Source organism: Rossellomorea sp. FM04394, from assembly GCF_041889765.1.
GTDB lineage: Bacteria > Bacillota > Bacilli > Bacillales > Bacillaceae_B > Rossellomorea > Rossellomorea aquimaris_B.
Genome location: NZ_CP168654.1, coordinates 1,063,086 through 1,077,786, shown reverse-complemented (window position 1 = coordinate 1,077,786; position 14,701 = coordinate 1,063,086). Strand labels below are relative to the sequence as shown.

8 protein-coding genes are annotated in these 14,701 nt (G+C 41.4%); all 8 read right to left on the bottom strand.

Annotated elements, in window-relative coordinates; all coding sequences use genetic code 11:
- Window positions 1-132: 132 nt before the first annotated feature.
- The gene (locus ACCB35_RS05400; protein WP_374056088.1) at window positions 133-4,491 is read right to left on the bottom strand and encodes a bifunctional 2',3'-cyclic-nucleotide 2'-phosphodiesterase/3'-nucleotidase; all 4,359 of its coding nucleotides are present in this window, start codon (window positions 4,489-4,491) and stop codon (window positions 133-135) included.
- Between the two features lie 159 nt (window positions 4,492-4,650).
- Window positions 4,651-6,225, bottom strand: coding sequence for a hypothetical protein (locus tag ACCB35_RS05395; protein WP_374056087.1), 1,575 nt, complete (start codon window positions 6,223-6,225; stop codon window positions 4,651-4,653).
- A gap of 241 nt (window positions 6,226-6,466) precedes the next feature.
- Entirely contained in the window at window positions 6,467-7,549 is a 1,083-nt protein-coding gene (locus tag ACCB35_RS05390; protein ID WP_374056086.1) for a glycosyltransferase, read from the bottom strand.
- A gap of 478 nt (window positions 7,550-8,027) precedes the next feature.
- On the bottom strand, window positions 8,028-8,858 hold the full coding sequence (locus ACCB35_RS05385) for a carbohydrate ABC transporter permease (protein WP_374056085.1): 831 nt from the start codon (window positions 8,856-8,858) through the stop codon (window positions 8,028-8,030).
- 13 nt (window positions 8,859-8,871) lie between these two features.
- On the bottom strand, window positions 8,872-9,771 hold the full coding sequence (locus tag ACCB35_RS05380; RefSeq protein ID WP_044339849.1) for a carbohydrate ABC transporter permease: 900 nt from the start codon (window positions 9,769-9,771) through the stop codon (window positions 8,872-8,874).
- A gap of 153 nt (window positions 9,772-9,924) precedes the next feature.
- Window positions 9,925-11,175: an ABC transporter substrate-binding protein gene (locus tag ACCB35_RS05375; protein WP_374056084.1), complete on the bottom strand. Its 1,251-nt coding sequence runs from the start codon at window positions 11,173-11,175 to the stop codon at window positions 9,925-9,927.
- Window positions 11,176-11,229: 54 nt separating this feature from the next.
- Window positions 11,230-13,338 (bottom strand): glycogen debranching N-terminal domain-containing protein, encoded by a 2,109-nt coding sequence (locus ACCB35_RS05370; RefSeq protein WP_374056083.1) that lies wholly within the window; start codon window positions 13,336-13,338, stop codon window positions 11,230-11,232.
- A gap of 167 nt (window positions 13,339-13,505) precedes the next feature.
- A complete protein-coding gene (locus ACCB35_RS05365; RefSeq protein WP_374056082.1) occupies window positions 13,506-14,522 on the bottom strand; it encodes a LacI family DNA-binding transcriptional regulator in 1,017 nt (338 codons plus the stop codon).
- Window positions 14,523-14,701: the final 179 nt, after the last annotated feature.

Sequence of the window (14,701 nt, the reverse complement as noted above, 5' to 3'; positions counted from 1 at the left end):
TAAAGGGATAATTGACTATTCAGGTGCCTGGCATTTACCTTATCCCCATCCATATCAACCAATCATGCTACTTATCCTCAAAAAATAATACAAAAAAAGCACCGGAATATTCCGGTGCTTTCCAACAAATCCTTACTTATTAACCTTCAAAATACGTCCTTCTTCAACAGGATCTACTGTCCCTTGTGCTTTGATATAGTTTACAAAAGCTTCTAAATCTACGATATCAATGACTTGATTCTTACCTTCTAATAGAACCGAATATCCGTCACCGCCACCTGCCATAAAATTGTTCACCGTAATGGAGTATGTTTTTGTCAGGTCAAGCGGTTGATCGTCTCCGGTTGTAACGGATTGAATTCTGCTTCCTTCAGGTTTACTGCTATCATACGAAACCTTCAATCCGGAAATCTGTAAGATTCGTGGAGCGTTAGGGTCTTTCGCCCATTGAGATTCGAATAGTTCATAGACCTGCTGTCCAGTCAGATCCATCGTTACAAGGTCATTACCGAATGGCTGAACAGTGAAGGCTTCTTTCCATGTGATTTCACCTGCATCGATTTCTGCACGGATGCCACCTGGATTCATAAAGGCAAAGTCTGTTCCCGTATGACTTCTCATAGCGTCTGCGATCAGATTACCCATGGCAGATTCACCATCGGCATTTTGATCCCTGCTGATTCCTTTTGTTGTGTTCCCAATTTTCACATTCAGGATAGGTGCAACATCTGCAAGATATTCATCCAGCATGTCTTTAATCCCGGCATCTGGCGTAATGGTCCTGACGGCAGATACGATTTCCGCTTTTTTCGACGTGATATCCTTGGTGGCCGGGTCAATCATAAAATCAACATCCGAAAACGCTGTTCCATAAGAATACGATTGAACAAGAAGCTTTCCATCCACAACGGTATTCGCATACTGATGATTGTGTCCACCAAACATAATATCCACTTCATCGTCTACTTTTGTTGCGATATCAGCCAGTTCTTCTGTAGGGTTGGTTCCATCAGTGTTTGATTTCACCGGGTTATGGGAAAGGACGACAATCGCCTCTACACCCTTTTCCTTTAGTTCTTCTGCATATTTGTTAATCGCTTCGGCTTCATCCGTAAATATTACTCCCGCTGTTCCACTCGGTGTGACAATTCCTGGTGTATCAGAGAAAGCAATTCCGATAAACCCAATAGGAACTCCATTAACCTCTTTCACCACATATGGAGAAAGAATCGGTTCTTTCGTTTTGCTATCCACTACGTTCGCCGCTACATAAGGGAAATTCGCCCCTTCAAATACCCCATATTTAGAGTAGGTTTTTGAATGTCTTCCACCGTCGATCAGGCGCATCATTTCATCTACACCTTCGTCAAACTCATGGTTTCCTACAGTTCCTACATCAAAGCCGATTTCGTTTAGCATTTTGATCGTTGGTTCATCCTGTAATAGCGCAGATACCGGAGAACTTGCCCCGGCGATATCTCCTGCATGCACCATTAGTGTGTTAGGATTCGTCGCTTCACGTTCTTTTAAATGGGCAGCCAAATATTCAATCCCACCAGCATTCAAACCTTTGTTGTACGTGTCCAATTGACCGTGAAGATCATTGATGCCTAATAATTGAACTTCGAAGGGCTCTTCTGCCGGAAAGTCAATCTTGTATTTATGGAACCCATTCGTACCTTCTCCGACATGATGAATGTTCGATGTTTGTTCAGCAAACGTTTTTGCTTCCGGCGAAGACTCAAACGTGACATCAACATTTCCAGAGATCGGTGCAAACGTCCAGTTCTTATCGGCAGTCGGGTTAATCGTTTTGTTTTTAATAATGTAGTTCATGACTACTTGACGATTCTCGTCCGGTGAAACATAGATGACTCGTTTCCCATCAGGATTCGCAAGCTTAGTAAATGAAGCACGATAATTATTCGTAGCCACGACAAACTTCTGATCTTCATCTACCGGCTTACCGTTGAACATTAAGTTTTTCACACGGCTTGCTCCTGCATTGATCACGTTCCCTGACTGATCATATTTAGCAGGCTTCGTAACATCCACTTGATACGTCACACCATCGATCGTATCAAAGTTGTAAGCTTGGAAATCCTTATTGATCAGAGACTGCTCCCCTGTTTTCGCTGGATCGATTTGATTAAAGTTTCCTGTTGTCCATTCGATATATTCTTTTACTTGTGCACCTGTTAAAAGTAACGCTTGAACCGTATTTGGATACTTATAAAGGTCAGAAACATTTTTAATCGTCACTGTTCCTTTAGGAATGTTCGTGTACTCACCGGCACCATTTCTTCCGGCTTTAAAAGGAGCCGCCGAAGAAAGGACAGGAAGGTCTTCGTATTCAGTTCCTTTTAACGCATTCTCCACATACTCTTTTTGAGCGTTGCTGACAATTTGTACGGATGGATCATCCTGAACCCGTGCAAAGAAGCTGTGAATCGGGGCTTCTGTTTGACCCACTTCACCATTGATGTATTCAATGGTGCTGCCGTGGGAATCTTTTAAGACATCAACCATTTCTTTATCCGCTGTTATTCCAGTAGAAGAAATAACTTCCGATTGAGAGTCCTTCACTTTCCATTTACCGCCCACTTGTTCAAGGGTCAAGTCAATGACACCAAGTGTTTTCCCGTCTACATTCGCTTGAACGGCAGCCACACCATTGATTGTTCCTTTTTTATTATCCACGCCTTCAAGTGAGTTGTAGGAAGCATCCCCAGGGAAGGACAGATGAGTGTGCCCGAATAGTATTGCATCGATTCCGTCTACTTCACTTAATGGGTACACGGTATTCTCTTTATTCGATTTGTCTTTGTCAAAGCCTGAATGAGAGAGAACAACAACCACTTCGGCTCCATCCTTCTTCATTTTCGGAACCCATTTTTCAGCTGACGCCACTACGTCCTCCGTTACAACTTTACCTTCCAGGTTCGCTTTATCCCATTGCATGATTTGAGGAGCCACGAAACCGATGACACCGACCTTGACCGTTTGCTTGTTCCCTTTTTCGTCGACGACTTCTTTGTCCACGATTTTATATGGTTTTACAAGGTTTTCATCATTTGACGGGTCCTGGTCATGATCATCTTTATACACGTTCCCTGACACATATGGGAAGTTGGCCCCTTTGATGCTATTTTCCAGGAAGTCTAAACCATAGTTGAATTCATGGTTTCCTAGAGTTGCAGCATCATAATCCAATAAGTTCATCGCTTCATAGATCGGATGCGTTTCGTTTTCAATCAAGCCTTCAGAAACAGCATTTTCACCACCTAGTATGGATACGTACTTGCTGTCAACCAATTGCTTGGCAGCATCAGTCATGGCATTTTTCTCAACTAAAAGGACAGGAGCATCGTGCTTGGCTGCGAGAACCGACCCCGTTAACCCATCCACGAAGTTTCTTCCTGTTGCGACAAATACTTTATCCGTTACTTTATCTAACTCGGTAGCAATTTTGAGTGAGGTTTCAAATCGATTTTGACCATAAATCCGCGATGGGTTTTTCAGTTGTTTTTCAACTTTTTCACTAATGACGCCAGGTCCACCTACAATGATGGTCTTATCTTTACCTTTGAGAGATTCAGTTGTAGTGCCTGGTACACTATCCTTCTTTGTCAGAAGAATCGGATACCCATTCTTTGCAGCATATGGTGCAATCGCAATGGCATCCGGATAGTTGGATCCGTATGCAAGGATGGCAGTGTCCGTGTTTCCTCCAACTTCCTCTGCAATCATGGAGGCTGTTTCATAGCGGTCAGAACCTTGGATTCTCTTAATATATAATTTCATTTTGCTTAATTCACTTTGTACATCTGCAGAAACGGCATTTTTCCCGCCTAATATAATCACTTTTTTCGCACCAAGACGTTTGATTTCTTCCTTTGTCTTAGCATTTAAGCTCTTCGTCCCTGTCAATAGAATCGGTGCATCCAAGTGATAAGCCAGTGGCGCCCCCGTTAACGCATCGGCAAAATCATCAGAACGTGCGATGACTACTGTATCAGACTTCTCCCAGCCTTTTCTCGATACCTCTACGGCCGTTTCATAACGATCATCGCCTGATAAACGATTCACAAATGTTAAGGGATCGACCTTAGCGATAAAATCAGTGAACGGATTTCCTTGTAGCAGGTCACCATTATCCAACAGTAAATTATTCGGGTTTTCTTCACGCTCTTTTTTGATCAAAGTTGAAAGGCGAACAAGTCCATTTTCAACAGGTTTATCAGAATAATAGTCATGATCCATTAAACTTCCATGAACATCGGTCGTTTCCATTATCTTTAATTTCACATAAGCATCATTCGATAACACATTAGTTGGCGCTTTTTCTGCCGAAACCGTCCCCCCCACCGGAGAAGCAATCATACCTAAAGCTAAAGTTGACAGAGCAATACTACTTAACTTCTTTTTTACTCCATTGTTCAAACCATTCAACCCTCTCAAAATAATATGTAAGGAACAACTCAGATCCATGAAACAGTCGAATTGACTCATTTTTTGTTCTAATCTGAATTATCTAAGTCAATTATACTTCGAAAATTGTCATTTACTATCATTTTTTTACAAAATTTAATAAATTTCGAACAAATAAAAGAAGACTATGAACCTATAAAAGGTTCATAGTCTTCTTAATCAAATAGGAGTAAGTGTCCATTCATCATCTTCGTACAGAACTTTATAAACTCCTTCAGGATCATCCACGTCTGTATATTTTAATAGCCATTCATTGATCGCTTTATCCGAATCCAACACAACCAGGAAGTCCGATTTTTTGAGGTTTGTAAAGAACTTTTCCTTTTCTTCCTCAGAACTTAACCCGTTAGTGATCGAATAGTTCATAGATAGCTGCTCATAAGAAACGATATATTTCAAATAACCTCTATCATCTTTACTCTCAGGACTATAATAAGTCACCTCTGGATCAACGGCTCCCGTTGATGTGATCTCACTAAATTTGTTTTTCACTTCCCATCTGATTGAGGAAATCGTTTCCGGTTTTTCCGCAATCACTTTTATGTTTCCGCTAAATGGATATATAAATAGACCCCCCAGTAGAAGCAGAGTAATCATTTTCGAAATCGGCCTCTTTTTTAAATAAGAGTTCCACTCATGGATAATAGCTGTCATTAATATACCAATCACATAGATAATGATCGTGGATTGATACCTGCCGAAACCAGCAATTCTCGCTGCCTCGAATTCCGGCATTAAGTACACATACATGAAATAGAGAGAGAACATGTATAAAATGTAAAAGCTATTTGAAATGAAAATGGAGAATACCAAAAGCTTGGATATCTTTCTATTGACCGTATACATCAAGACCAACAAGATGAAGGCAATTATGTTTACAATAACGACAGCTTTAAAGTTATTCGATTCTAAATTTGTAGAGGCCCTCCATAACTGTGGGCCGATCTGATCCATAAACTCTGAGGACTTTTCATTATTCGCGACTTTATCCGGTGTTACCGCAAACTTGTTTGCACCGTAACCCGCTTGGTAAGCCTTAATGGTGTATTTTATCCATAAATAATTCAGGAACATTGGTAACCCAATCAGCCAGAATAAAGCATGATAGACAATCTTTCTTACATCTTTCGTAAACTGTTTCTTATGTATGAAATTTGAATAGATAAAACTTAGAATGAGAATGACATTAAATGCCAGAAAGATTTTTCCGCTGTCCTTTAATAGCATAAGGAGGATCAAGATGGGTGTATTCACAATCACCTGCTTCTTCCAGTCATCTCTATAATAATACGCTACAATAACCGTGGCCAAAGCAACCAATCCTAATAAGATATCCACTAAAAGGTTATAGAAACTTCCCCAATTGACGAGCAATAGAGTCATACTTGCCGCCATCGTCAAAAGAATGACTTCAGGTCTCTTCCATTTACTAAAATAGTACATGGTCACAACACAAGAGAGGGCTAAAAATGCTTGTGCCATTAAGGCATAACTTTCATGTTTCCCTAATACTTCCAATATGAAATAAATAAACACTGCACTGCCCGGAGGATAGTTATGAAACGTCACAATCGTCGAACTGTCGGGTAAGCCATTGATCAGTGACATCTCCCTGACAATTAATCCCCAGTGGCTGAAATTGTCATAGTGGGTTAAGATCAGTCCCTTTAGGTAGATCATCATAGCAAGTAATGACAGGGCAAATACAATGATACTGGGATGAAGCACCGGCATTAATGTATATTTCCTTTTTAAAAAAAGGACAAGGTAAACAACAAAAAGAATAAGCCCCAAGTAGTAAATGAGATTTACTGCTAGAGGCATAATATTAATTAAACCCGCACAAAACACAACTGTCGTAATGGATGAAAAGACAAAGATGGGAATAAAAGCTATATGCACTTTTATTCTATTAAAAGAGAGAAGTCCCCATCCGCTTAAGGACGCGAATAATAATAAAAACGAAACAATGCTGTTACTCATTATTCAACAGCTCACGACGACCAACTTCATTTTTAAAAACCCATTCTCTTTGAATCACAAAACTAACAAGGAATAACAACGAATCTACGATTACCTTAATGACTACCTCTCCAGAACTTACAGCCGAATAAATATAGTGTACCCCCAGTGCTGAAATCCCCATCTGCACAATACTCAGGGAATAATATTTCACCATCGTATTCGATGAACTGGATTTAAATACTACGTTTCTATTAATCATAAAATTAATGAATGAAGATAAAACCCTTGAGAGCACTGTCGAGACGATGATAAATGAATCGGGTAACACTTCCTTCAACATCAATGAGAATATCATAAATAAAACGATATCTATCCCAAATGATGCAAAAGAGGATGCAATAAACTTGAGGAACACTGAATAGATTTTGATAGAATCTTTAATGGGATTGAAGTGAGATGATTTATTTTCTTCTATATAAATCGTTTTGATCTTTACTTCTTCTATTTTAATATTCTTTTTCTTACATTCCAGCAACATGTTCATCTCGTATTCATATCGATCTCCCTTCACTTCGAGAAGATCATCTACAAACATAGCAGGAATCGCCCTCAAACCAGTTTGCGTATCCGAGACTTTGATACCGCTGGCAAATTTCACAACTACCTTTGTGAGGTTATTCCCGAATCTGCTTCTAAACGGAATATTCTCTTCTGAAAAATCCCTTGAGCCAAGTATTAAACTATTCGGACTTTCCATTAATTTAGCTGCTACTTTCTTCATATCTTCCAATGTGTGTTGACCATCGGAATCAATCGTAATGAGGCCCATTGAGTCGTTATAATTCTCATTAAAATATGTAAAAGCCGTTTTCAATGCCCGACCTTTCCCATGATTCTCACTATGGTGAAGCACCACACATTCCTTCATTCCTTCTAACTCTTTAAAAATCCCGGAACACTCTTTTTTACTTCCATCATTTACAATAATAACACGTGAAAATTGAGCAGAAATGATTTCATTCACTAAAATAGTCAATTTTTCATCTGGGTTATAGGCGGGAATGATGATGGCAATATCATGTATGGATTTCATTGTATCTCCTCCCAAAAATTTCAATCTATCCCACTATAACTAAACCAACGTCGAAATTCAATAAAATAGCAATCTTTTCATAAAAACTACATGATTGAGACTTGTGAACATACCCCTTCCACTCACAATACCCAAACTATCAAATTCACACCTCCGGGACGAGGGGACAGGCACTCTGTCCCACGTAAGGCAGTGCCCACAGTCTTTGCTGCCATCATTCGCTGATATAATTTGGATTTCGCTGATTTAATCCCGATTTCGCTGATATATTCAAAATATCGCTCATAAATCCATCTCTAATGGCAAAATGAACCCCTATCCGCCATCAATATGGCCCCCAATACCATAAACCACAACCAACTCAGCGAAAAAAGAAACAACTCCATCAACTTTCCTGCTTCCCGCCTCTATTTTTTTCATATCCTTCACTCCATAGATACAAATAAGGGACTTCCCTAAAAGAGAAGCCCCCCAATGACTATTTTCCGCCTGTGAAAGATATTCCTTTAATAAAGTAGCGATTAAAGAATGCATACAGAAGGAGTACCGGCAGTGTAAAGACCATGGATGCCGCCATGATGTAGTTCCAGTAGCTGACGTATTGGCCTTTAAAGGTGTTCAATCCTAATGGCAATGTATACATTTCCGTATCGGTCATGACAATCAACGGGGTCATGAAGTTGTTCCAGAATCCCATGAAGACAAAGATTGCTTGTGCTGCCAATGCTGGTTTTGCTAATGGTAATACCACCTTGAAGAAGATTCCGAAACGGCTTAGGCCATCGATTTGAGCAGCCTCTTCCAGTTCCTTCGGGAAATTGATGAAGAACTGCCTCATCATGAAGATGAAGGTGGCATTGATCATGGCTGGTACGATCATCCCTTGATACGAGTTAAGCCAGCCGATTTCCTTTAAAATTAAATAGTTCGGGATCATCGTCACTTGAGCTGGGATCATAAGGACAGCCAGGATCATGATGAATAATGCCTTTTTCCCTGGAAAGGTTAAGCGAGCCAAGGCGTACCCGGCCATGGAATTAAAGATGATATTCAATGCTGTCCCGATCACTGCGATGAATAAACTATTGAATAACCATCTTGGAAATAGCTCCTGCTCGATAAAGATCTGTTTGTAATTATCCAATGTGAAATTCTTCGGTATGAAATTCATCGTTCCACTAATGATTTCTTCTAATGTCTTAAAAGAAGATGAGAGTGCCCATAAGAATGGAATCAGAGTGGTGATGGCATAACCGATGAGGACAATGTATAGAAGACGTTTACTGAACGTCTTTTTCTTCGAATTCATGCTTCCATCCCCCTTAATAGAGTGATTCTTCTTTAGAGAATTTACGTTGAATCAATGTCGCCACCAGGATGATAAGAGCCAGCGCGAAGGCAAGTGCTGCAGCATACCCCATGGTGCCCAATGATTTAAAGGCATATTGATAGATTAGGAGGACAACCGTTAACGTCGAGTTATTCGGACCACCGGATCCACCTGAGAAAATATACGATTGATCAAATAGCTGGAACGTGCCGATAACCCCCATGATCACGACAAATGATGTAACCGGCCTTAGAAACGGTACGGTCACATAGAAGAACTTCTGGATCGCATTCGCTCCATCCAGTTCAGCCGCCTCGTATAACGAGTCCGGGATATCCTGTAGGGCTGCAAGATAGATGACCATGAAAAACGGTGCCGTTGCCCAGATGTTCATCAACATAATCGCATTCAGGGCGATGTCAGGATCACCTAAGAAATTATACGTCGGCAAGCCCACTTTTTCTAAAAGGTTGTTGATCAGCCCTTCTTTGTTGTACATCCACATAAAGATCAGCGTCAGCACGGCTGAAGACGTTAAGGTCGGTAAGAAATAAACAATCCTGAAAAGCTTCTCACCTTTTAATCCAGCGTTTAATGTAGCCGCCAGTACCAAAGCCAGAAAGGTTTGTGTAGGCACAACAATCAATACGTACTTCGCCGTGTTTTTCAAAGCGATTATGGCCCTGTTGTCTTCCATGATCCTCGCAAAATTCTCAAATGCAACAAATTCAAAACTCATATCCCCCAGGAGTTGAACCTTATGAAAAGATAAAAATATGGCATAAAGAATCGGCCCGATAATAAAAACCGCTAATACAAACAGTGTGGGAGACATAAATAAGTATCCTTGCCCTGCATCCTGTAATCTCTTCTTAGAAGATTGTTTGTTCATTTCTCATCCCTACCTTCTATCTGTCTCTTAATCTACAGTGATTACCTGGATTCTTTCCGCCGAGGTCTGTATGCTTTGACCTCAAAAGAAAGAATACAGTCAATGGTAAAGCTGTACCTGACACAGTCATGAGTGCCAGGTACATTTAAAGTATTATTGAATTTCGCTATTCGCTTGTTCCTGTGCTTCTTTCAGTGCTTCATCCAATGGTCGGTCTCCCAGGAAGGCAGCGATGAATTGGTTGTTAAAGTTGTTCATGATGATCGGCAAGTTCTTTCCTTCTGCCCACACCGTTGCATATGGAGCTCCGGCTACAAGTGCCCCTCGTAATTCATCCTTGTCATACCCTAACTTTTCAGCTACTGACTTACGTGTAGGAAGGGCAAATCCTTTGGACGTCCATGTTTCCATTCCTTCTTTACCTGTGAGGTACGAGATCAGCTCCCATGAAGCTTCCTTCTTCTCAGATGCCGCATTCATCACATATCCAACCGTGTAGGCCATCGTTCCTTTTTCCCCATTGATGGTCGGTAATTCAGCCGTTCCATATTCAACATCCGGGAACGTATCCGCTAAGAATGGTATCGCCCAGTTTCCTTCAATGACCATGGCCGCTTTTCCTTGACCGAACATTTCTCCTCCCCAGTTCGCTCCCACTTCTGAAGCCTGTGCAGAGGTTTTGTCTTTGTTATGCTGGTCGATGATCGGCTGCAGGGCATTGACCACTTTATCCGAAGCAAAGTTGGCTTGATCATCCTTCACGACTTCCCCACCGGTTGCCTGAGCAATGTGGTAAAGACGAGCAAGTTCCGGAGCCACTCCAAATCCGTACACGCCATCTTTTGTCAGTGCTTTAGATACTTCACGAAGTTCATCCCATGTTTTCGGAACTTCCACTCCTGCTTCTTCAAACATCTTTTTATTGTAAAAAAGAGCCAGAGTCGAATAGTCTTTCGGAAAACCATATGTCTTTCCATCAACTTTGAACGCTTCAAGCATCGGCTTCTCGAAATCTTTCACATCGAAATCTTCCGTTACGTAATCATCCAATGGCTCCACAACCCCTGTTTCAATCAGGGCAGGAGCTTCCAATGCATCCAAATAGAAAACGTCAGGACCTTCCCCGCCGATCAAACGAGTTTTCAAGACGTCCATATACTGCTCAGAAATGACTTCGTGCTTTACGTCAATATTCGGATGTTTTTCTTCAAAGTCAGCTATTGTTTGAGTCAAAAGCTTCTGTTCAGATGGATTTCCTCCCCATCCGGCAAGAGTGATTTCGACTTTCTCACCGTCTGCTCCCTTAGAACTCGTCTTCTCGTCTGATCCACTGCATCCTGCCAAAACCGTTCCCACTAACATCGTCGTAATACCTAGACTCGCGATCCATTTCTTCTTCGCCATTTTCTTAACCCCTTTTTGATTTATTTAAAATAGGATTGTTATTCCTGGTTGTGATTACACCGTCTGCTTTTCTTTCACAATGTCGTAGCCTGTTGAGTTTTCTATAATGGAGGTTTCTATTTTGTCTCCTTTTCGCGTTAAGGATAGAGACAGCACTCCATCACCAATCGTAATATCGTGCACCGTCAATATGTTCATTTCATCAAGTAAGATCGGATTAAGATGTATTTCATTTGTCAGGCTGTTTGGAAACAACCCTAATAGAGATTGAATAAACACGAGTGGTGTCCCCGCTGCCCACGCTTGTGGAGAACAAGCGACCGGATACTTTACAGCCTTCCCGATTGTAGACTCATATCCACAGAACAACTCCGGCAAGCGGTCGTATTCGAAATGATGTGACGCATCGATCAATCCACTCATCACTTTCTTGGATTCTTCCTTGAATCCTAATTTGCTTAATCCAAGTAACGTCATGCTATTATCATGTGGCCAAATGCTGCCATCGTGATAGCTCATCGGGTTGTAGCCAGCTTCACCTTTCCCCATGGTACGGATTCCGTAGCCAGAAAACATCTTGTCACCCGTCAACGTTTGACTTACTTTTGCAGCCCGATCACCGGACATCATTTCTGAATACAGAACATGTCCTGGATTGGAGGTGATCGTACCGACCTTTTCTTTCTTTTGATCAAGGGCGATGGCGTAGAATTCCAGGTCATCCATCCAAAACTCCTGTTCAAATCGTTCTTGCAGGTTTTTCGCTTCCGTCTCTAATCGGACAGCCTCTTCTTTCTTTTCAAGTGCTTTATAAACAGCAGCCAATCCACGTTTTGCCTGGTACACATAGCCTTGAACCTCTACTAAGGCGATCGGTGTATCAGCGTAGTCCCCATTTCGATGAACGATGGAGTCCCCGGAATCCTTCCAGCCTTGGTTGGCAATCCCTTTGGATGATTCCTGGTGGTACTCAACGAATAGATCTCCATTACGATCTCCGTACTGGTCGATCCACTCAAGCGCTCTCTTCACATTGTCCTCAAGCTGATGGAACGTATCCATGTCACCCGTCCATTTCACATACTCTGTCAATAGGACAAGGAATAACGGTGTTGCATCAATCGTTCCGTAATAAGGCGTAAACGGAATTTGGTCCGTATTCGCAAGCTCTCCGTAGCGGATTTCATGCATGATCTTTCCTGGCTGCTCGTCTCTCCAAGGATCCACCTTCGTCCCTTGCTCACTCGCCATGGTGAACAGGGTGCCTTTTGCAACCTGGGGTTGGAACGCAATCATTTGCAGGGCGGCAATCAGACTATCCCTTCCGAATGGAACTCCGAACCAAGGCAGACCAGCTACAGGAAACTTTCCGTATCCGGTGTCAGTCAATAACACTCTAAGATCTGATAAACCTCTGTCCACCAGACGTTGAAGCGGTTCGTAATCCGTCTCTACTTTCGTTAACTGAGCCGACCATTCTTTATAAGAAACCTTTAATTTTTGAAGTGCTTCCTCAACAGGTAAAATGTCATCTCTCGTTTCTACATTTTCAAGTGGAACGATCATAAATGTAATGGACTGTTCTTCCTCATGCTGAAGCTCTACCTGGAAAGTAATCTCTCCATTTTCATTCACGTTTTTCGTTTTGGCATCCCACTGAATTTTTGTCGCACGATTGATATTGTCCGCACCCTCATACTGGAAGGTGATGGATTGATCTTCAACTTTCTGACCTGTTCTCTTTCCTACGTTTCCAGTTTGGAACCCGCGTACGATAAACATATCGTTAAAGTCCACATCGACTTCTACATTCAACTCAAACGATACAGGTTTTGGATAATAGTTTTTCGTTGTAATCGTTTCATACAACACATCATCATAAATAAAGCGCTTACGCTCGATTTGGACTGATTCCCTCCAAAGGATGAGATTTCCATCCTCTTCCTGGTGGGGATTCGTTGATAGTATCGTAGACATATAATTTTCCGATCCATCGGAATGTAATAGAATCGGTTTTTCATGATTGATTTTCACATTCAATTTGCTAAGGTACCTCGTGTCATTCTTGTATAAACCAAGCCCATAACTATGGTCTTTTATGATATCTCCTTGCTCATCTGTAAGAAGAAATAAGTTGTTTTCTTTAATCACTCTGTAGTTCATAATGGTTCCTCCTACTTTCAAACCGTTTTGTTTTTTTGTTCATTGATCATTACGATGTTTCCCGAAACGTTTTGGAAATTCGTTAAAAAAAATCATTTCATTCCCAAAACGTTTCGGATCAGCCTCTAAATAAAAGTTGGCTTTATCATAAAGATCTATACCAACGTTTATTCGTTTATATGATTTGTGCTTTCCCTTCTGATCAACCTTGTCTCAAGCACCATTCGATGGGGCCCTGACTGATTTGTCAATAAATCCAGCAATAATCTTGCCCCTTCATACCCCAGTTGAAACTTATTTTGTCGTACGGTGGTCAACTTCGGGCTCACATACGATGCAAGCAGGATATCATCGTATCCGACAATCGAAAGGTCTTCTGGCACCCTAATGTTCAGCTGCTTCGCCGCACTCATCGCTCCGATGGCCATTAGATCACTTGCACAAAATAATGCTGTCATTTCAGGATGTGAGGTTAGTAATGCTGCAGCTGCTTTCTTTCCACTTTCTTCTGTGAACTCCCCATTTACGATGTAGCTGGAATTGAGTTCGAGCTGTGCACCTTGCAAAGCGTTATTGTATCCTTCCAAACGCTGCTGACTTACAAACGCATAGTCATGTCCATTAATCATCCCAATGTTTGTATGGCCACATTGGATTAAATGCTGGACCGCTTTTTCAGCCCCTAATACATTATCCGTCGTCACATGACTCACATATTCGGATTCAAGCGGGATGTCGATCAATACGCAAGGAATATCACTTTCAACCACTTCCTGTAAATAAGGATCATCCGTTCTGATCCCCTGGATGATCACCCCGTCCACTCTTCTTTCTCTGCAAAGCTGCGTATAAGTCTTCTCACGCTGCTTCGAAGAATTGGTGTTGAATAAAACAAGATCGTAATCAGAACCTGAAACAAATTCATTAATCCCTGCCAGCACTTCCACGATGAAATTATCCTTCACACTTTCCTTCGTAAATCCGGAAACAAGTAAGCCAATCGTTTTCGACTTTTTCATGACCAGGCTTCTGGCAATGGAATTAGGGCTATAATTCAACTCTTTTGCCACTTGAGCAATCTTCTTCCTAGTATCTTCATTGACATCTGAATACCCATTTAACGCTCGTGACACCGTCGTAACGGATACCCCGGCTACTCTTGCAATATCTTTAATCGTAGTCACTTGCACATCTCCCAAAACGTTTCGGATTTCCTTTAACTGAATAATACAACAGGTTGAAAACGATTACAACATTATTTTTCTATAACGATGTTTTTTGGGACATGGGATGGGACATGGGGACAGGCACCGTGTACCAAAACTTAGAGCTGGTTGGTCGTTGGCAATTTCTCCTGTTTTAA